Genomic DNA, 20,663 nt, shown 5'->3' with positions numbered 1-20,663 from the left:
CTGTGAATGGCCCATTTCGATTTGAAGCATACTACCTGTGCAATAGTGACAGCCGTATATTTTGATTAAATCGTTGTAAATTCGAAATTGGAGGTAATGGGAATGAGCCGTAGAAGACGCGGAGTAATGTCTGAGGAATTGAAATATGAACTTGCTAAGGACCTTGGGTTTTATGATACGGTACAGCAAGAGGGCTGGGGCAGCATACGAGCGAAGGATGCCGGAAATATGGTGAAACGCGCGATACAGATTGCAGAACAGGCTGCTGCCAAAACGAATCAACCTTAAGGAACAACTCATATATGCTCATGAAAAAGCTAAGTTGATGGCAGTCGAAAAACATTCGATTGTCATCTCTTAGCTTTTATTGCGTTGGTTTGATATAATGATGCTTAAGCTTACGAACGAACGGGTGAACTTATCAGATGAAAATTTATGAAAAAGCTCCTGCAAAAATTAATTTAGTACTCGATGTACTCCGCAAGCGTGATGACGGTTACCATGAAGTCGAAATGATCATGACAATGGTTGACCTTGCTGACCGCCTTGAAATGGAAGAGCTACCTAGAGATACAATCATTATTTCAAGCCAAGTCGGATACATACCGTTAGATGAGAAGAACCTAGCTTTCCAGGCGGCTAGGCTTATTAAAGACCGTTATGATGTAAAGCAAGGCGTATATATTCATTTGGACAAAAAGATACCTGTTGCTGCTGGGCTCGCCGGCGGAAGCAGCGATGCTGCTGCTGCTCTGCGAGGGTTAAACCGCCTATGGAAGCTACAGATCCCTGAGGATGAGTTATGCAAGCTAGGCGCAGAGCTAGGGTCTGATGTTCCATTCTGCGTGACAGGCGGCACAGCGATTGCTCGCGGCCGCGGAGAGAAGCTTGAGCATATTGCTAACCCACCGCAATGCTGGGTTGTTTTGGCCAAGCCTCCGATTAATGTGTCCACGGCTGACGTATACGGCAGATTCCGTGCAAACGAGCTTAAAGAGCATCCATCCATCTCCAATATGGTTGGTGCGCTTGAGCGCGGTTCTTTTGCCGATGTATGCAATGGTCTTGGTAATGTGCTCGAGAAGGTTACGCTGGACGTTTATCCTGAGGTTATGCAGCTGAAGGAAAGCATGATTCGTCTTGGTGCCGATGGTGTCCTCATGTCTGGAAGTGGACCTACTGTATTCGGCCTCGTATCGAAGGAAGCGAAACTTCCTCGTATTTACAATGGGCTCCGTGGCTTTTGCAAAGAGGTCTATGTGGTAAGAATGCTCACATAGGACTGGCGTACTCCTTGATTAAATCCGTATAAAAATGTTATATTGGCATTATAATATTCGGATTTGGTGGGGGGAGATGTGTTTGAAGAAGTTGAAACGGAGCTCGCGGTTGGTAGAAATGACCCAATACCTGTTAAGTCGACCCCACACGTTAATTTCACTGACAGCATTTGCTGATCGATATCAATCGGCAAAGTCCTCAATAAGTGAGGATCTGGCGATTATTAAAGAAGTGTTTGAGGAAGAAGGTATCGGCGAGCTTCATACACTTGCAGGAGCTGCAGGCGGAGTAAAATATACGCCTAAGATGCAAGAAGCAACGGCTCTTACCATTATGACAAGCATATGCCGCCAGTTAGAGCAGCCTGAAAGGGTTCTTCCCGGCGGTTATTTGTATATAACAGATATGTTAGGTCAACCAGAGCTTCTGGCAGATGTTGGCAGAATATTTGCAACGGCGTTTGCAGACCGGAAGATTGACGTCATTATGACCGTAGAAACGAAAGGGATACCTCTAGCTTACGCAACAGCTGCGTGCTTGAACATCCCGGTCGTTATCGTGCGTCGTGACAATAAGGTAACAGAAGGCTCCGCGGTGAGTATTAACTACGTATCAGGATCAACCAAGCGCATTCAGACGATGTCATTAGCGCGTAGAGCGCTTAAGGAACAATCACGCGTCCTTATTATTGACGACTTTATGAAGGCAGGCGGAACGATTCAGGGCATGATGGATTTGTTATTCGAGTTTAAAGCTATCGTTGCTGGCGTTGGCGTATTTGTTGAGTCAGGCGAAGTGGAACTCGAGGAACGGCTTCTAGAGGATTATGTATCGCTTGCTAAGTTGACTGCTGTTGATATGAAGACGAAGCAAACGACCGTTATCCCGGGAAACTATTTTAAAGTTTAGATACGTGTATCAGTGCCAATAACATCTTGTTAGGAAGGCTGGGACCATCATGACAACAAATCAACAATTGCAAGTGATCGCTACGGACAAAGCTCCTGCGGCGATCGGACCATATTCGCAAGCGATTAAGCTCGGAGGATTATTGTTCACTTCAGGACAAATTCCGCTCGATGCGTCAGGGCAGCTTGTAGATGGCGGCATTGAAGAGCAAACTCACCAGGTGTTTCGCAATTTGGAGGCCGTGCTTGCTGCTGCAGGTGCCAGCTTTCAGGATGTCGTAAAAGCGACCGTATTTATGAAAGATATGAATCAATTTGCAACGGTAAATGAAATTTACTCCTCTTACTTCGGAGAGCATAAACCGGCTCGTTCGGCCGTGGAGGTCGCAAGGCTGCCAAAGGATGTTCTTGTCGAAATAGAGGTCATTTCATCGACAATTGTCGAATGAAAACGAAAAAGATTCAATTTAAAAAAAATATTTTAAATTGAGTATGTTTTTACCAAAAATCTAGAAGGAATTGGCACGAAAACGTGGAAGTATACACCAAGTCTCTGATAGACAAAGGTGGTGAACACAAGTGCAAATTACTGATGTCAGGCTCCGCCGTGTAAATTCCGAAGGGCGTATGAAGGCAATCGCATCCATTACTATTGATAATGAATTCGTTGTTCACGATATTCGTGTCATCGATGGAAACAATGGTATGTTTGTTGCAATGCCAAGCAAACGTACTCCGGATGGAGAGTTTCGGGATATCGCTCATCCGATCTCTTCAACCACCCGGGAGAAAATCCAGGCTGCTGTGCTCGCAGAATACGAGCGCGCGGCTGAAGAAGTTGCGATTGAAGAAGGAGCTTAAGCACTACTTTTAGGTTTTTGGGGTTGAGCGGAGAAGGGAGCTATGGCTCTCTTCTCTTTTTTTTTGAGGTGGTTTGTAAGTGCTGGGAGAAGCACTGAGCGATCATACTTGGAAATAGAGCAACATATTCGTATAATGGAATGTAATGTTGTTTTCATTTGAACACGATGGTCTGTGGTGCTTATTAAGATTGCGCCATGATTATGCTATTCATAGTGAGCTATAAAAAATACATCATATATTGCAGGTCTAGGGGGTCTTTCATTTGAAAGTTATGGCGATTGTGCTTGCTGCAGGACAGGGCAAGCGAATGAAATCGAAGTTATATAAGGTACTGCATCCGGTATGCGGCAAGCCGATGGTTGGTCATGTGCTTGATGTTGTGAAGGAAGCGGCTGCAGAGCGTGCAGTTGTAATTGTTGGTCACGGCGCAGAAAAGGTTAAATCGTATTTGGGTGATGGTGCAGAGTACGTGCTGCAGGAACAACAGCTAGGCACGGGTCATGCAGTACTTCAAGCGGAAGCGCTGCTCGGCGGTGAAAAAGGCACAACTATCGTTATTTGCGGCGATACACCGCTTGTTCAAGCGTCAACGATTAAAGCTATGCTTGAGCTTCATACATCTAGCGGTGCTGCTGCGACGGTGCTAACGGCTGCATTTGATATTCCTACTGGCTATGGCCGTGTTATTCGAGGTGAAGATGGCACCGTTCAACGGATCGTTGAACAAAAGGACTGTTCACCTGAAGAAGCAGCGGTTAAAGAAATTAATACGGGTACGTATTGCTTCGATAACGAGAAGCTGTTTGCTGCACTTGCAAAGGTAACGAGCAACAATGCACAAGGTGAATATTATTTGACGGATGTCATCGGAATATTCCGTGAAGCGGGAGAATCGGTACAAGGCTATTGCACATCTGATGTGGCGGAAGCGATCGGCGTAAACGATCGCGTTGCGCTTGCTGAGGCAGAGCGCTTTATGCGGGACCGGATTAACCGCAATCATTTGCTTGGCGGGGTTACATTAATTGATGCGTCATCCACTTATATTGAAGCAGGCGTTCAAATCGGATCGGATACCGTAATCTATCCTGGAACAGTGCTTCGCGGTTCAACTGTAATTGGAGAAGATTGCGAGATTGGTCCTCAAGCGGATATTACGGACAGCACAATCGGCAATGGTGTTGCAATAAAATATTCGGTGATATCCGAGTCTATTGTTGGCGATACAAGCGCAGTAGGCCCTTATGCTAATTTGCGTCCGGGCTCTAAGCTCGGTGTAGGTTGTAAAGTCGGCGATTTCGTTGAGCTAAAAAACGCATCGCTCGACGATGGCAGTAAAGTATCGCATTTAAGCTATGTTGGGGACGCTAAGGTAGGAAAAGACGTAAATATCGGCTGCGGAGCCATTACGGTCAATTATGACGGTTTCAATAAGTTTGTGACAGAGATTGGCGATAATGCTTTCGTTGGCAGTAACGTCAACTTGATCGCTCCTGTAAAAATTGGAGATGGCGCTTATGTCGTTGCAGGCTCTACAGTTACGCATGATGTGCCGGCCGGCGACCTTGCCATCGCGCGCGAGCGTCAAGTAAACAAACCGGGCTATGCTGATAAAATTCGCGGACGTGCCAAAGCAAAGAAAGATAAAAAACAGCAATAAGCTACAATTGTTGAAATACAAGATGCAGTGACGAATTCCGATGATGAATTCGTTGCTGCATCTTTTTTTGTTTGCGAGCATGCGCTTGGGCGTACATTGCACTTTATACAGCATAATGCCTTTCAAAGCATCGGGGGCAGGGTCTACAATGCAGAAATGCATTAGAATGTGCACGTATGACCGGGAAATGAACTAGCTGAGCCTAATCTATTGCACAAAGTACATTGTACTGAAAAGCGTCGGTTTTTCGAGGCTATTCTATTGCATAAAGTACAATCTAGCGCAGTGGAGGAAGGTTGGTTTTGGTTGAAAGAGTAGTGGCAGAGTTAGATAAAAATAATCGATTTAAAGTTTAGTTTTTGTCTGGGATGGGTAAGTTATAGGGAAATCACGTTTTGCTTCACAAAAACCAAGTATATGCTTACGAAGCGAGTTTTTGCTTCACAAAAACTAAGCGTATGCTTACGAAGTGAGTTTTTGCTTCACAAAAACTTTAGGAGGTAATCAATATGGCGATAGCTATGAACGCGGATCAACGAACTAGCACGACGAAAGGTGAGTTGCGCCAATTGCGGCTCCAAGGGAAAGTGCCAGGTGTCATTTATGGCAAGCAAATAAATGATGCAGCGCAAGTGCTGGTGGATGGAAAAGAGCTGCAGGCTTTATTGCGTTCTAATCCCAACGCTGTGCTTGAAATGAATATTCCTTCACAAGGAAAAACATCGGTGATGATATCAGAGGTTCAGCGTGATTCTTTGAACCGTCAAGTGCTGCATGTTGATTTCCATCAAATTAATATGAATGAAAACGTACGTGCAAATGTTCGGATTCATGCAGAAGGCGATTCGGCGGGTGTGCGTGAGGGCGGCATATTGCAGATGGTTTTGCATGAGCTTGAGGTGCAATGCTTGCCGAATAACATTCCTGATGCCATTACAGTTGATATATCATCGCTCGAAATAGGTGGCAGCATCCTTGTAGGCGGTTTGAAGCTGCCGGGCGGCGTTGAGTCGGTTGCTGAGCTTGATCAAGTTGTGGCGACGATTCTGGCACCGCAGAAGGAGCTTACAGCCGAAGAGGCCGCAGATGCAGCTGTGGAGCTTATCGAGGCGGAATCACGCTCCAAGGAAGCGCAGCTTGAAGGCGTTAAGAGCCTGTAGTCCTTCTTCAATGTGAGATGCAATGACATGCTTAACAGGCGTCGTCCTTAAATAGGGCGGCGCCGTTTTGTTTTTTTGCCAATATCGCTGTTTGCGGTGCGAGTGTACTTGCTCCATACAGTTTTATCAGGTTTACGCTCGTAATAGATTATGTTACATTTGTCCGTAAAGGAGTGAATCGAGTAATGATTTGGATTGCAGGATTGGGAAATCCCGGCGGAGCTTACCAAGGCACACGGCATAATGTCGGATTTATGGTGATAGACGAGCTGGCGAAACGTTGGGGAATTAGTGTAACGCAAAATAAATGCAAAGCTTTAATCGGAGAAGGCAACGTGCAGGGCACGAAAGTTGTCCTTATTAAACCGATGACATATATGAATTTGTCTGGGGAGTCTGTGAGGTCGTTTCTGGACTATTTTAAGGCTGAAGTGCAGGATGGCTTAATCGTTTATGATGATCTCGATACGGAGATTGGAAAGCTGCGGCTTCGTTATCAAGGCAGTGCAGGCGGTCATAACGGTATTAAGTCATTGATCCAGCATTTGGGTACGCAGACGTTTGACCGTGTTCGTATGGGTATTTCTCGTCCGCAGCCGGGCATGAACATCGCAGACTATGTACTCTCCTCCTTTCCGAAGAGTGAGCATGATAAATTGTCAGCTATGGTCTCAGATGCGTGTGATGCGATTGAGTTTAGATTGAAGGCACCTTTCGAAGAGACGATGGCAAAGTTTAACCGATAATCTGTTAGAAAATGAGATTGCGGGCATACTGAAGGATATAACTACCCTTCAGGAGGCATACATATGTCAGTAAACTATATTTGTCGACATTGCAGAACATCAATGGGGTCGCTTAGCGGATCAAATATAACGGAGCATCAATTAGGCTTCCATTTCTTGACCCCCGAAGAGCGCAGCGATATAATAGCGTATAACCCAAATGGAGATGTAACCGTAAAAGTGGTTTGCGATTATTGCCGCGAGGCTATTGATGCGAATCCAGAGCTTCATTTGGTAGCTAGTCCACTTCAATGACGTAAAGTGAATAATAGGTGAGCCTTAGCGGATGGCTGAGGCTTCTTTTCAATGTACAGGGAGCGATCATATCACTCTCCGATTGTTTATAGAAACGGGGTGTCGCAAAAGTTGAAAGCTTTAATTAATGCTTTTGCCGCGGATACGGACGTTCAGTCCGTTATATCCGGTATTCGTAAAGGCATGCGCGAACAGATGATATCTGGGCTCGCAGGCTCTTCCAGGCAAGTACTCATTGCGGCTTTGCAGCAGGATGTTGAGCGTCCTATGCTAGTAGTTACGCATAATATGTTCTCTGCACAGAAGATCGCTGAGGATTTGCAGGAATGTCTTTCTTCTGAAAATGTATTGTTATATCCCGCTAATGAGCTGGTTGCTGCCGAAGCGGCGATCTCGAGTCCCGAGACGCTGGCGCAGCGAATGGATGTGCTGATCAAGCTGTCCAAAGGCTATCGCGGGATTATTGTCGTGCCCTTCTCAGGGGTACGTCGTTATTTGCCTATAGGCAGTGTGATGGCAGAAGCACAGATTGCCGTCCAAGTTGGCGAATCGCTGCCGATTGATAATTTCCTGCGGCAAATGACTGCACTCGGCTATACGCGATCTGATCGCGTTGAATTACGCGGTGAGATGAGTGTGCGCGGAGGCATTGTAGATTTTTATCCGTTAACGACTGCTTTGGCTTATCGGATTGAATGGTTCGGAGATGATGTTGACTCTATACGTACCTTTGATCCCGCGGACCAGCGTTCTTCTGATCGATTAGAGTCGTTTGTCGTTCCGCCAAGTCAAGAATTGCTCGCGAATGGCCATCGCATGGAGACTGCTGCGAATCATGCACAGCGTCTGCTAGAGAAGCAGCTCGACAAGATGACGGATCGTACTGCCAAGGATCGTCTTCGCACAGAGCTGGGTGGAGAGATTGAAAAGCTGCGCGAGCATGTTTATTTCCCGGAAATTTATAAATATATTTCGTTGTTATATCCAGAGCGCCAAACGATACTCGACTATATGCCGGAGGATACTCTGCTCATTCTAGACGAGCCAACACGTTTAATAGAGACAGCGAAGCAGCTGGAGCGGGACGAAGCGGAATGGTCGATGCATTTGATGCAAAACGGCAAGTCGCTTCCTGACTTCACACTAGCGCGTGACACGGAAGAAATTTTACACCATCGTCCATTTCCAACGCTATTTCTGTCCTTATTCTTAAGGCAAATTCCGCATTCGCAGCCGCAAAATATTTTGAACATGACCAGCCGCTCAATGCAAAACTTTCATGGACAAATGAATGTGCTCAAGTCAGAGATGGAGCGTTGGCGCAAGTCGGGTGCTACAGTGATGATGCTTGCGGGTAATGCAGAGCGTATTGAACGTATGCGCCGTGTTCTCGACGACTATAGCATTGAGATGCCTACGCTACTAGAGGGTAATTTGCAGTCAGGGTTTGAGCTGCCGTCCGCTCATTTGGTTATTATTACGGAAGGCGAGATGTTCTCGCAAAAACAGCGCAAAGCTCGCAAAACGAACAAAAATGTAGATAATGCTGAGCGAATCAAGAGTTATACCGAGTTAAAGGTTGGGGACTATGTCGTTCACCATAATCATGGTATCGGCAAGTATGTCGGCATTGGGACACTTGAAATAGCGGGCATTCATAAAGATTATTTGCACATTCTTTATGCCGGCGGTGATAAGCTGTCTGTTCCTATCGAGCAAGTAGATATGATTCAGAAGTATGTCGGTAACGAAGACAGAGAACCGAAGGTTAATAAGCTAGGCGGCAGTGAATGGACAAGAGCGAAGAGCAAAGTAAAAGCTTCGGTCCAGGATATTGCTGATGATTTGATCAAGCTGTATGCAGAGCGGCAGACGGCGCCAGGATATGCTTTCGGGCAAGATACCTCGTATCAGAATGAGTTCGAAGCGATGTTCCCGTATGACGAGACGCGTGACCAGCTGAGAGCGATCGAAGAGATTAAGAAGGACATGGAGAAAACACAGCCAATGGACCGTCTGCTATGCGGCGATGTTGGTTATGGAAAGACAGAGGTGGCTATCCGTGCTGCCTTCAAATCAGCCATGGACAGCAAGCAGGTAGCCGTGCTTGTGCCGACGACTATTTTGGCGCAGCAGCATTATGAGACGTTCCGTGAGCGTTTTGCAGGTTATCCGATTAATGTACAGGTGCTAAGCCGTTTCCGTTCTCGTAAGGAACAGAATGAGACGATGAAGGGATTGAAAGCCGGCACGGTTGATGTGGTAATTGGTACCCATCGCTTGCTGTCGCAGGATATCATCTTCAAATCATTAGGACTTCTGATCGTGGATGAAGAGCAGCGCTTTGGCGTGTCGCATAAGGAAAAACTGAAGAAGCTGAAAACGAATGTGGATGTGCTTACGCTGACCGCCACACCGATTCCAAGAACATTGCATATGTCGATGCTTGGCGTTCGGGATTTGTCGGTTATTGAGTCGCCGCCGGAGAATCGTTTCCCTGTGCAAACTTACGTAGTGGAATATAATGCGTCCCTAGTTAGGGAGTCGATAGAGCGCGAGCTTGCTCGCGGCGGCCAAGTCTACTATTTATATAATCGTGTACAAGGCATCTATCAAATGGCTGAGCAAATCAATGCGCTTGTTCCGGGTGCTAGAGTTGCGGTTGGTCATGGACAAATGTCGGAGCAGGAGCTGGAGAAGACGATTCTTGATTTCCTTGATGGTGAATCGGATGTTCTAGTAAGCACGAGCATTATTGAAACAGGTGTGGATATACCGAACGTAAATACACTCATTGTTCATGATGCGGACAAAATGGGGCTCTCTCAGCTGTATCAGCTGCGCGGACGCGTCGGACGTTCAAATCGTATTGCCTATGCGTATTTTACTTACCAACGGGATAAGGTGCTTACGGAAGTCGCAGAGAAACGTCTACAATCCATCAAAGAATTTACAGAGCTAGGCTCAGGCTTCAAAATAGCGATGCGCGATCTATCGATTCGCGGTGCTGGGAATTTGCTTGGGGCGGAGCAGCATGGCTTCATTGCCTCAGTAGGCTTCGACATGTATTCACAAATGCTTGCCGATGAGATCGCGAAGCGCAAAGCGGAGATGAGCGGAGAAGAAGTCAAAGAAGAGAAGCCGGTTAGCACGCTTATCGATGTCAGTATTGATGCATATTTGCCTTCGGATTACATTTATGACAGTATCCAAAAAATTGAGATTTATAAAAAAGTGGCGGCTGTACGAACGTTTGAAGAGGCAGATGATGTGATTGATGAGCTAGTGGACCGTTTTGGCGATTTGCCGCAAGCGGTAAGCAATCTGCTCGCAGTGGCTAGAATGAAGGTCTACGGTACAATGTACGGAATTGAGCAAATAAGCGGCAAAGGCGACGACCTTCTGCTTCGTTTTGCAGCGAATGAGAAGAGCCGAATTGATCGCAAGAAGGTTGATCAGCTTTGTCTGAAGCATGAGAACCGCTTTAAGCAAGGAAGCGAGCAAGAGCCGAACCCATCAATTATGCTGCGGGGCAAGGGTTTAAATATGGAGCAGAAGATTCATATGATCGAGCAATTTTTGCAAGCGTACCAAGGAGTTCTGCTTCATAAGAACGTATTGCAAAATGTAACGCCATAGACAATATTCGCTTTATAAGCCTCTTTTCTGATACAATAATACCTAGTTCATATAATGGAAGGGGATTCAACATGTTACACAGTTCACGCAAATCGGCATGGCGCAAAGGCGCAATGCTTATCGTGGCAGCAATGCTGGTCATGACGTTGGCGGCATGCGGCGCCAAAACGACAGAAGTTGCAACCTATAAAGGCGGCAATGTAACGGACAAGGAATTCAACAAGTATTTGGATCTATTCACGGTTATGCAACCTGCTTATGAGCAAATTATTGAAGTACCGCAATTTAAGGAGCAACTGCTTCAACAGTATATTTCATACAAAATATTGAGCGGTCAAGCTTCTAAAGAAGCAACAGAAAAGGCTGAAAAAGAAGTAAAAGAGCAAATGAAAGAATATAAAACAGCGCTATCTCAAGACGCGGAATTAAAAGCTGCTGTAGATAAAAAGAAAGTTAAAGACAAAGATATGGAAAACTATTTGCTAATGACTGCAAAACTTGTTGCTCATATGAACTCTAAAGTAACAGACGAAGAAATGAAAACGGAATATGAGAAGAACGGCATAAACTATGCCACTGTTTCTGTTCGTCATATTTTGGTACAAACAAAAACAACAGATCCAGCTACGCAAGAAGAGAAAGAGCTTCGTACGGATGCAGAAGCTTTGGCTCGTGCAAAAGAAGCGAAAGACAAGCTAACAGCAGGCGGAGACTGGGCAGCAATTGCCAAGGAATACTCTGAAGATCCAGGCTCCAAGGATAAAGGCGGTCTTTATGCAGATCAACTGAACGGCGGATGGGCTGAGGAATTTAAACAAGCTGCCTATAAGCAAGAGGTTGGTGTAATCGGTGATCCGGTAAAAACTGATTTTGGCTACCATGTAATTCTTGTTGAGAAGCGTGATGCGCCAACATTCGATAAATTAAGCGATAAAGTTAAAGATGCAGTAAGAGGAACCATTGCTTCCACTCACATGAGTAAATACATGGAGGAAGAGCTTCCGAAGCAAGAAATCGTTATTAAGCTTCCTAAAGAAGAAGAAGAGACTCCTGCAGGTGACACACCTGCAAGCGATGCTCCAGCTGGTGAAGAAAAAACGCCGGCTACAGATGCACCTGCTACAGAAGCGCCTGCAGCGAAATAAGTGTAAAACCAACAAAGTAGACCCTTTAGCCAATCGCTGGTTAAAGGGTCTTTTTTTGTTTAATAAATGTAATAAAATCTATCATAAAAACAATTGCTTATATTTGTAAAAAGTGATATCATTTTTATATCAAAACAATATAAATAATAAGTCGCGAGGGGATGGGTTCTGATGAACGAAAAAAAAGCTTGGTATGTGAGTGGTTACTTGGCGCTGCTGATTGCGGTAGTTGCAGGTGCCGGCGGTATATTTCTAATTATTTCTGAGTTGTCGAAGGATAGCGGATCGGTATTTGTTATCGCGATTGGCGCATTTCTGGTGTTGCTGTCAGCGATCTGCTTGTCATCTCTAATGATAGTGCAGCCGAATGAGGCGAAGGTGGTTACGTTCTTTGGAACGTATATGGGATCTGTTCTTGAAAGTGGTCTATGGATGGTGCTTCCACTTACGAACAAGGTTAATATTTCACTCAAAGTACGCAACTTCAACAGTCAGACGCTTAAGGTCAATGATGCTGAAGGAAATCCGGTAGAGATTGGCGCAGTCGTTGTATTTAAAGTAATGGATACGGCGAGAGCAAGCTTCGATGTTGATAACTATGAGCGTTTTGTAGAAATCCAGAGCGAGACCGCTATTCGGCATATTGCCGCGCAATATCCTTATGATATCTTCACTTCGGACGCAGCCCCATCGTTGAGAGGCAATGCGGATGAGGTAGCGGCAGAGCTTGGCAAAGAACTGCAAAATCGTCTTGCAGTTGCCGGTGTGAAAGTGCTTGAGACACGTTTGACTCATTTGGCCTATGCTCAGGAAATCGCTAGTGCAATGCTTCAGCGTCAGCAAGCGATTGCGATTGTATCGGCACGTTCCAAAATTGTTGAAGGTGCGGTTGGTATGGTGGATATGGCACTGCGGCAGTTGGAGGAAAACGGGATCAGCTTGGATGATGAGCGGAGAGCGGCAATGGTGAACAATTTAATGGTGGCGATTGTATCCGATCGCGCTGCAACTCCAGTCATTAATACGGGAACTCTGTACGGTTAGAGGCTGACATTATGGCAAAAGAAAAAAAAGCATTTCCGCTTCGTTTGGATCCCGATATCCATCGTGCTCTTGAGCAATGGGCCGCAGACGAATTCCGCAGCGTCAACGGGCACATTGAATTTTTGCTCAGAGAAGCGCTCGGCAAAGCAGGCAGGCTCAAAAAAACGAGCAAAGAACAACAGGAATGAAGTTTAATTTTAGCAAAGCAGGGGTGGTTATCGAGTTATTCGATGACCGCTTTTTTTTTGATGGAAAACAAATCATAAGCATAGGCTTCTCATGCAAGCAAAAGGGAGAAATGGGGAATGCTGAAAAAGGAGCATGGGGAAGCGTAAAAATGAAGGCTGGGTTTCGAAACGACAGCCTTTTTCACAAAGAGATGGAACGTTTGGCTTGAACTGTAGTCCGTGTATAAGAAATTGGGAGCGGATGAATACTATGGTCAGATTCAAAATCTTTTGAAGGAAGTTTCTTCTTCGTTATAAACAAGCTGCAAGAATCCAGTCGATTCAAAATCCTCTAGGAAAGCGGGGCAACAAGAAATGAAAGCAACTGGAATTGTACGTCGCATCGATGATCTCGGGCGAGTGGTGATTCCGAAGGAGATCCGCCGTACACTGCGTATTCGCGAGGGAGACCCTCTAGAAATATTTGTAGATCGTGATGGCGAAGTTATATTGAAAAAATATTCTCCTATCGGCGAGCTTGGCGACTTTGCTAAGGAATATGCGGAGTCTCTATTTGAGGGTACGAATCACATTACATTGATCACGGATCGGGATAGCATAATCGCTGTAGCCGGCGCATCCAAGAAAGAGCTGCTTGATAAGCAGGTGGGTGCTGTTCTAGAGAGCTGTATGGAAAACCGCAAGACGCAGGCTGAAACAAACGGCGGTGCTTTTGAGATTGTGAAGGATACGCAAGAAACGTACACATCCTTCGTCATTGCGCCTATTATTGCTGGCGGTGACCCTATCGGTACAGTCGTACTGCTCAGCAAAGATGAGTCGGTTAAAATGTCTACAATGGAAACGAAAATGGCTGAGACGGCAGCGGGCTTTCTAGCCAAGCAGATGGAGCAGTAATCAACAAAAAAAAACCACAGCTTCTTTGATCGAGAAAACACTCGATTGGGGAAGCTTTTTCAACGTTTGCGATTGTAAGGTATAATAGTTACCAATATTAATCGCATGATGGGCAGGAGTGAACAGGATGAACCGCAAGCCGGGGAAAAGAGGGCAAATGGCAGAAATGCCGGAGCGGGCGAGCAAGGAAAGAGCGGATACAGCTGAGGTGGAGGCTGAATTATTAGCAAGCCCGCAGCAGACGGATGATGTACAGCTGCAGTCTGCTGCGGTTGTCATTCCTGAGGAAGGACGAGTTCGGCTAGAGCGCGGCTCGAAGCAATTATTGATGAACGGCGTTGCGCTCATGGCAGGCGCGGCACTGCTGTCTAAGCTGATTGGCGTCTTTCAAAAAATACCGCTGCAAAATCTTGCAGGCGACCGTGTGTTTGGCATATACAATGCCGTTTATCCGTTCTATCAGCTCGCTGCTGTTCTGGCAACCGCAGGATTGCCGACAGCTGTATCGCTTCTTATTGCAGAAAGACTCCGCAAGGGAGAGGATGCGGAAGGCGTTAGGCGAACGTTATACGCAGCGCTGCTGCTGCTTGGTGTGACGGGAATCCTTTCGTTTGGCTTGATGTGGACTGGAGCGGGCCAAGTGGCAGGCTGGATTGGTGATGTGGAAACGGCTGGTGCGATACGGGCGGTTTCATTCGCGCTGCTGCTGGCACCGTTCGTTGCGGCGTTAAGGGGTTATTCACAGGGGCTCGGGCTGATGGGGTTGTCTGCAGCATCACAGGTTGTCGAGCAAATGATTCGAGTGGGCGTAATGCTGCTTGTTCTTGCTTTGAGCTGGTCGGCAGGCTGGGCAGATGCTTCTGTGGCAGCAGGCGTGATGAGTGGATCAGCTTTCGGAGCGTGTGGATCCTTATTATTGCTTGCAGTCTATTCTTGGCGCAGGCGCAGCGGGGAACGGCTTAACCGGATGGCAGGAGCGATAGGGGCAGAGATGAGAAAGCTTGCAGCTATTGCGCTGCCAGTTGCGCTTGGGGCGGTTGTCGTGCCTGTAATCGGTGTCGTAGATTCCTTTATGGTTCCTAGATTGTTGCAGGCGGGCGGGGCTTCAGAGGCTGTTGCAATGGCATCGTTTGGCATATACAGCAGGGCCCAGCCGCTCGTACAGCTTGTTGTAATGGTAGCCGGAGCCGCCGCGGCAGCCATTGTGCCAAGCATAGCACTGGCCAGAATGCGAGGAGCGTATGGACAGCTGCGGGTTCAGCTTTCGCTTGCCGAGCGGGCGGCGTGGGCGATCGGCGCAGCGGCAGCTATCGGCTTGGTGCTGCTTGCGGAGCCGCTCAATGTTATGCTGTACGAGGATTCCAAGGGCACCATTGCTTTTGCTTTGATTGGCTGCACCGCACTTGCGGGAAGTGTGAATGCCGTCACGGCTTCTTTGCTTCAGGGACTGGGATCGGTACGTATTCCGGCTGTGCTGCTGCTTGTTGCGGCACTGCTTAAAGGTGTAATTAACGCTGTGTTGGTGCCCTCGTATGGGATTGAAGGAGCGGCAATTGCAGGAGTGGCGTCGCTAAGCGTTGCTGCACTGCTCGGCATGGTCGCGGTGCGCTACACAGCAGCGAGAGCTGGTGCTTCGCTCACAGGCAAGCGTGAAGCTGCAATGAGTTTGCTTACTGAGAGTAGACGGCAGGAAGAGCGAAAGCGTGGACTGGAGCAAGGGAAAGCGTATGAGCAGGAGCAAGGACGAGGGATAGGGAGAGAGTACGAGCAAGAGCGAGAGCGAGAGCGAGAGCGAGAGCTAGAACTAGAGCAAGAGCGCTTGCGGGAGCGTGAGCGTGCAGCGGGGAAAGAGCGAGTGCAAGGCGAGCAGCCTTCGCTAGGCCGAGCGGCTGCAGGCACGATCTTTGCGCTCGCGGTCATGGCCGCGACGCTGCTTATTGCCGAACGAGCGCTGAGCGCCGCGTTCGGCGGGCTGCCGCCTCGGGCGGCAGCAGCTGCGCTTGCGCTGACGTGCGTTGCCGTCGGCGCTTGCGCCTTTGGCACCGCAGCTTTGCGCGGCGGCGCTATAAGCGCGCGCGAACTGCGCGCGTTGCCGGGCGGCGGCGTGCTGGCCGCCCGGTTGCAGCGCTGGCGGCTTATTCCGCCGGCGAAGGACGAGCGCTAAAGCCGCGAGTTAACGGCGCAGAGCGCTATTATTTCTCCCGTTTCATAACAGTAAATATATTGAAACGAAAGCCTTAATATGTTATTTTCAGCATTTTCTCCTGTTCAATTCACTCATTTTCTACAAGAACAGTAGTTATGTCGAAATTAGAGGGATAATTTCCAGTTTAATAGGATATTCCTTCTAGTGCAGCTGCAATATCGTGAGGCTTTCCTGTTAGAATGACGGTTTCTGTTATGGCTGACCAGTATGATATGCTAATGGCGCAAACGCGATTAAGAAACATTTTTGCGTGACGATGTTGATGTTTCTGTTAAATTGGTCCATTATTACTTTTTGGAGAAAAATGTAGATATGATTTTTTTTGATTAATATTCTAATCTGCGCAGCATTCCATAGACGAACGAGGTTTGTAAATATTTATGGCATCATAGGTACTCCATTAAATTTTGACTATAATACGAATGAATTGTTAAGGAGGCTTTCCCACTATGGCAACCCCGTATCTTACTGTTGTTGGACTTGGCTCGGGTGATCCGGATCAAATGACGCTTGGCGTCTGGCGCAGGCTGCAAGCAGCAAAGCGTATTTATGTCCGTACGGCAGATCATCCTGCTATGTCGATGCTTGAAGAAATCGGCATTGAATATACCTCGTTTGACGCGGTATATGAACAGCATGACTCATTTCCCGAAGTGTATAAAGCAATTGCAACGACGCTTGTTGCCGAAGCAAAGGCAATGGGTGCAAATGTTGATGAGCCGCTAGTTTATGCAGTTCCTGGGCACCCAATGGTTGCCGAACGTACAGTTCAACTGCTGCGTGAACAATGCCCTGAAGCGGGAATTGAGCTGCAAATCATCGGCGGCGAGAGCTTTCTAGATCAAGCGTTTGTCAGCTTAGGCATCGATCCCATTGAAGGTTTTGCACTGCTCGATGCCGCGGAGCTGCAGCCGTCCTTATTGCAGCCGCAGTTGCATACATTGATCGGACAGGTGTATGATGCCTTCACGGCATCTGATGTTAAGCTTGCACTTATGGAGCGCTATCCAGATGATTATGAGGTTGTGGTTGGACATGCTCTTGGTGTCGCCTCTAAGCAGCAGATTATTCGCGTTCCGCTGTATGAGCTTGATCGCACGCCCGGATATGGCAATTTGTCGTTGATTTGGGTACCGCGCTCTGAGGATGCAGCGCTCCGCAATCGTTCCTTTGAACGACTGCATGAAATTGTATCTATCCTTCGCAGTCCTGATGGTTGTCCTTGGGATCGTGAGCAGACGCATCAGTCCATTCGCAAAAATTTCATCGAAGAGCTTTACGAAGCGCTCGAAGCGATCGATAATGATGATCCTGACGGTATGCAGGAGGAATTTGGCGACGTTATATTGCAAGTGATGCTGCATAGCCAAATGGAAGAGGAGACTGGCGCATTTTCCATCTATGATGTGATACAATCACTTAACGAGAAGCTTATATTCCGCCACCCGCATGTATTTGGGGAAGTAAATGCTAGCAGCTCCGAAGAGGCGCTAGTCAACTGGGAGCAGATGAAGGCTGAAGAGAAACGGTTGAAAGGGACCGATGCTTTGCGTCCATCTGTGCTGGATGGCATTCCACCAGACTTGCCAGCGCTAATGAAAGCCTATAAACTTCAGAAAAAAGCGGCTAAGGTAGGCTTTGATTGGGACCAGCTGGAACCAGTGCTCGCCAAGGTTGAAGAGGAGCTCGCCGAACTGCGCGAAGCGATAGCTTCACAATCCGAAGAGGAGCAGGCTTCGGAGCTTGGTGATTTGCTGTTTGCAGTCGTCAATGCCTCACGCTTCATCCATGCTGATCCGGAAGAGGCGCTTTCTCGCACGAACAAAAAATTCCGCAGTAGATTCACGTATATTGAGGAACAGCTTCGTATAAGTGGGAAACAATTTGACCAGACTGATTTAACAGAAATGGATCGTTGGTGGGAAGAGGCAAAGCGTCAATCCTAGATTCAATTCGTCATGAATCGCCTTTATTCCGCAACAATCGCAAAAAATTTTCAATTAGCGGCAGGATTTATTTGCTGCTAGGCAGAATAAGTATTCTTCGTGAGTGTTAAAGATGGGAAGTAAAGGCGGCGCCGCAAGCGTCGACCAAAAATATTGGTTAAAAATTAGGAGGAAATTATAATGAACAAAACAGACTTGATCAACAACATTGCAGAAAAAAGTGGTTTGACTAAACGTGACGTAGAAGCAGTTCTTAACGGCTTCTTGGGCGAAGTAACAGATGCACTTGCAGGTGGCGATAAAGTACAATTGATCGGCTTCGGTACTTTTGAAACTCGCAAACGTGCTGGACGTACTGGGCGTAACCCGCAAACAGGCGCTCCAATCGAAATTTCAGAAGCAAAAGTTCCTGCATTCAAAGCAGGTAACAAATTGAAAGAAGCTATCCAATAATTTATGCGTTTAGATAAATTTCTTAAGGTATCCCGATTGATTAAGCGCCGTACTGTTGCGAAGGATGTATCCGAGCAAGGTCGCGTATGGATCAACGGCCGCGAAGCGAAAGCAAGCAGCGCCGTCAAAGTCGGAGATGAGCTCCAAATCCAATACGGTCAAAAAATCGTAACCATTCGCGTTGAGCGAATTGCGGAGACGACCCGTAAGGATGAAGCCGGAGAGCTGTATACCTTGGTGAAAGAAGAACAACGCCAGCGCGAGAACACGCTCGACTGGGAACAATCGCAATAACAACGAGGCTGCCTACAAGCATAATACTTGAAGGCAGTCTTTTTTTATGTTCAAATAAGCAGCTTTTATATGTTTAGGGATTCTCCCGTTTCAACCTCATAAATCATGGTTATAAACTTGGAGGACTATTCTATGAATCATTTGCAGCTGCCCATTCCAGAGTATCGACGGAAGGGTTTTTCCTTGCTGGGCCATGCGTTTTCTCTTTTTTTCAAAAATGCTCTGCCTATTATTTTTCTAACAGCAGTTATCACTGTTCCAATTGAGGCGTTAAAAAACTATTATTTTTTTGAACAGGAAGACAGCCTTATCTTTTTTCCTTCAAGCAGAATGGATACTGTCGTCAGTTTATTGTTTCTAAGTGCGATTACACCGATGGTGGTTCACTACATACTTGGAAGATTGACAGGAGTAAGCGCGGGTATAAAGTCATCCCTTCAGTGGGGCATGCGCAAATGGCCGCGCATGATCGTATACAATTTTTTGAATAGTGTTATTATCGTTGCGGGAATCGTGTTTTTTGTAATACCTGGCCTTTTGTTTGCGATATGGCTGATGCTGATGCCCATTGTTGTTTCTGTTGCAGATACTTCTCGAATAAATCCGATGACGGTGAGCCGTGATTTGGCACGCAAGCGATACTTCAAATTCGTTGGATATATCATTAGCGGATACGCTGCAGTAATTATGCTTGTGAGCATATTGGTTCTTGTTTTCTCCTTTTTTGTAGCACACTCTTGGTTAGCCGCAACGGTGTTCGATGTATGCTTTGACTGGCTCTGTCAGTTAATAACCGTTGTGCAGCTGCTTGTTTTTTTACAGGCTCAAACGGAAAGGAACGACCACACGCTGGATTCTATTGATCAATCAGAATAGGTTCTAATTCACGTCCACACCCCATAAGCTAGTCTTAACATATAAGACAGGATAAGCTTTGCGCCTAAGCCCTTCTTATATTTGATCGCGAAACGAATGCTGCGCCGCACTAGGTCGGCGCTGGCCGTTTACGCCAAGACATGTTAAAGAAGCGGAGGACGAGTTTATGGTTGACCAAGGCAAGGGGCAGAAGCGTCAGGAAGTCAAAATGATAAATCGCAAGCTGCTGGAGCTTACCGGCGTCGTAAACGTGGAGAGCTTTGACAGCGAAGAGTTTCTACTCGAAACGGAGCTTGGCTTCTTGGAGGTAAAAGGCCAAAATTTGCATATGAAGCTTCTTAGCCTTGAACAGGGAATGGTGACAATCGAGGGACTCGTTCATTCGCTCGCCTATATGGATGGAAACAATGCCTCCTCGAAGTCAAAAGGATTGTTTGGGAAGCTATTTAAGTGACGCTTGATATGCAGTGGTTGACGATGGCGGTCATGTTGCTATCGGGGCTGGGAATGGGGACGGTGTTCGACGGCTATCGCGTCGTAACCAATGAGCTCAAGCTCCCGCGCTGGTGGCTTCCTGTACTAGACGTCGTCTACTGGATGGCGGCAGCGTTAGTTGTCTTCCGAGTGCTGTACGCTAGCAACAACGGCGAGGTGCGAGCGTACGTTTTTATCGGACTGGCTATCGGAATTGTAATCTATTATTTTCTTTTTAGCAGAATGGTTATTCATATCGTCAAGTGGCTCATTGGAGCGGTGCGAACGTTAATTTCCTTTGTGCTAAAATGCTTGGATATCCTCATCGTTAAGCCGATTTTATTACTGTACAAATTAGTGAAGGTTATTTTCGCATTTGGGTCTGCGCTCACTATTTTCACTTTAAAGATTGTGATACAATTAGTCCGTCCATTTTGGAAATTGTTTATTTGGATGGCAGGTCCAGTCATTCGTCCGCTCGGGCGCTGGCTGTCACGTTATGCTGCCAAATGGCAAATAGCCGAGAGGCTGAGAAAATTTGGACAACTAATCGCTCGATTGTGGAGCAAATGGTTTAGGAGGTAACAC

At 46.8% G+C, this 20,663-nt stretch carries 21 protein-coding genes; all 21 read left to right on the top strand.

Annotation, left to right across the window (positions count from 1 at the left end; genetic code table 11):
* The first annotated feature begins 102 nt into the window (after positions 1-102).
* Positions 103-288, top strand: coding sequence for a small, acid-soluble spore protein, alpha/beta type (locus tag AC0YN6_RS26675; protein WP_475750802.1), 186 nt, complete (start codon positions 103-105; stop codon positions 286-288).
* A gap of 137 nt (positions 289-425) precedes the next feature.
* A complete protein-coding gene (ispE, locus tag AC0YN6_RS26670; RefSeq protein ID WP_475750800.1) occupies positions 426-1,280 on the top strand; it encodes a 4-(cytidine 5'-diphospho)-2-C-methyl-D-erythritol kinase in 855 nt (284 codons plus the stop codon).
* Positions 1,281-1,362: 82 nt separating this feature from the next.
* Positions 1,363-2,190: a pur operon repressor gene (gene purR / locus AC0YN6_RS26665; RefSeq protein WP_475750798.1), complete on the top strand. Its 828-nt coding sequence runs from the start codon at positions 1,363-1,365 to the stop codon at positions 2,188-2,190.
* A gap of 49 nt (positions 2,191-2,239) precedes the next feature.
* Positions 2,240-2,638, top strand: coding sequence for a RidA family protein (locus tag AC0YN6_RS26660; RefSeq protein ID WP_475750796.1), 399 nt, complete (start codon positions 2,240-2,242; stop codon positions 2,636-2,638).
* Between the two features lie 130 nt (positions 2,639-2,768).
* Positions 2,769-3,050, top strand: coding sequence for a septation regulator SpoVG (gene spoVG / locus AC0YN6_RS26655; protein WP_028609566.1), 282 nt, complete (start codon positions 2,769-2,771; stop codon positions 3,048-3,050).
* A 265-nt stretch (positions 3,051-3,315) separates the two neighbouring features.
* Complete coding sequence (gene glmU / locus AC0YN6_RS26650; protein WP_475750793.1) at positions 3,316-4,713, top strand: bifunctional UDP-N-acetylglucosamine diphosphorylase/glucosamine-1-phosphate N-acetyltransferase GlmU; 1,398 nt, start codon at positions 3,316-3,318, stop codon at positions 4,711-4,713.
* A gap of 509 nt (positions 4,714-5,222) precedes the next feature.
* Positions 5,223-5,873 carry a 50S ribosomal protein L25 gene (locus AC0YN6_RS26645; RefSeq protein ID WP_475750791.1) on the top strand — a complete coding sequence of 217 codons (651 nt, stop codon included), beginning with the start codon at positions 5,223-5,225 and terminating at the stop codon, positions 5,871-5,873.
* Between the two features lie 185 nt (positions 5,874-6,058).
* The gene (gene pth / locus AC0YN6_RS26640; protein WP_475750790.1) at positions 6,059-6,619 is read left to right on the top strand and encodes an aminoacyl-tRNA hydrolase; all 561 of its coding nucleotides are present in this window, start codon (positions 6,059-6,061) and stop codon (positions 6,617-6,619) included.
* Positions 6,620-6,682: 63 nt separating this feature from the next.
* Positions 6,683-6,913: an anti-sigma-F factor Fin gene (locus tag AC0YN6_RS26635; RefSeq protein WP_475750788.1), complete on the top strand. Its 231-nt coding sequence runs from the start codon at positions 6,683-6,685 to the stop codon at positions 6,911-6,913.
* 111 nt (positions 6,914-7,024) lie between these two features.
* A complete protein-coding gene (gene mfd, locus AC0YN6_RS26630) occupies positions 7,025-10,552 on the top strand; it encodes a transcription-repair coupling factor (RefSeq protein ID WP_475750786.1) in 3,528 nt (1,175 codons plus the stop codon).
* A 71-nt stretch (positions 10,553-10,623) separates the two neighbouring features.
* Entirely contained in the window at positions 10,624-11,697 is a 1,074-nt protein-coding gene (locus AC0YN6_RS26625) for a peptidylprolyl isomerase (protein WP_475750784.1), read from the top strand.
* Positions 11,698-11,868: 171 nt separating this feature from the next.
* Positions 11,869-12,741: an SPFH domain-containing protein gene (locus AC0YN6_RS26620; RefSeq protein WP_475750782.1), complete on the top strand. Its 873-nt coding sequence runs from the start codon at positions 11,869-11,871 to the stop codon at positions 12,739-12,741.
* An 11-nt stretch (positions 12,742-12,752) separates the two neighbouring features.
* Positions 12,753-12,929: a type II toxin-antitoxin system antitoxin gene (locus tag AC0YN6_RS26615; RefSeq protein WP_475750781.1), complete on the top strand. Its 177-nt coding sequence runs from the start codon at positions 12,753-12,755 to the stop codon at positions 12,927-12,929.
* 354 nt (positions 12,930-13,283) lie between these two features.
* A complete protein-coding gene (spoVT, locus tag AC0YN6_RS26610) occupies positions 13,284-13,826 on the top strand; it encodes a stage V sporulation protein T (protein ID WP_475750779.1) in 543 nt (180 codons plus the stop codon).
* Positions 13,827-13,953: 127 nt separating this feature from the next.
* Entirely contained in the window at positions 13,954-15,990 is a 2,037-nt protein-coding gene (locus tag AC0YN6_RS26605) for a putative polysaccharide biosynthesis protein (protein ID WP_475750778.1), read from the top strand.
* Between the two features lie 491 nt (positions 15,991-16,481).
* Positions 16,482-17,978 carry a bifunctional methyltransferase/pyrophosphohydrolase YabN gene (yabN, locus tag AC0YN6_RS26600; RefSeq protein ID WP_475750776.1) on the top strand — a complete coding sequence of 499 codons (1,497 nt, stop codon included), beginning with the start codon at positions 16,482-16,484 and terminating at the stop codon, positions 17,976-17,978.
* A 180-nt stretch (positions 17,979-18,158) separates the two neighbouring features.
* A complete protein-coding gene (locus tag AC0YN6_RS26595; RefSeq protein WP_053373361.1) occupies positions 18,159-18,431 on the top strand; it encodes an HU family DNA-binding protein in 273 nt (90 codons plus the stop codon).
* Positions 18,432-18,434: 3 nt separating this feature from the next.
* Positions 18,435-18,725 (top strand): RNA-binding S4 domain-containing protein, encoded by a 291-nt coding sequence (locus AC0YN6_RS26590; protein WP_475750774.1) that lies wholly within the window; start codon positions 18,435-18,437, stop codon positions 18,723-18,725.
* Between the two features lie 132 nt (positions 18,726-18,857).
* The gene (locus AC0YN6_RS26585; RefSeq protein ID WP_475750773.1) at positions 18,858-19,601 is read left to right on the top strand and encodes a YciC family protein; all 744 of its coding nucleotides are present in this window, start codon (positions 18,858-18,860) and stop codon (positions 19,599-19,601) included.
* Positions 19,602-19,767: 166 nt separating this feature from the next.
* Positions 19,768-20,055, top strand: coding sequence for a sporulation protein YabP (gene yabP, locus AC0YN6_RS26580; protein ID WP_475750771.1), 288 nt, complete (start codon positions 19,768-19,770; stop codon positions 20,053-20,055).
* Positions 20,052-20,660, top strand: a complete 609-nt coding sequence (gene yabQ / locus AC0YN6_RS26575; RefSeq protein WP_475750769.1) for a spore cortex biosynthesis protein YabQ — start codon at positions 20,052-20,054, stop codon at positions 20,658-20,660. Before yabP ends, yabQ begins: the two co-directional genes overlap by 4 nt.
* Positions 20,661-20,663 lie beyond the last annotated feature (3 nt).

This window comes from Paenibacillus sp. J22P15, from assembly GCF_056269345.1.
Note: the sequence above shows the minus strand (reverse complement) of the source record. Positions and strands in the feature narration are given on the sequence as shown.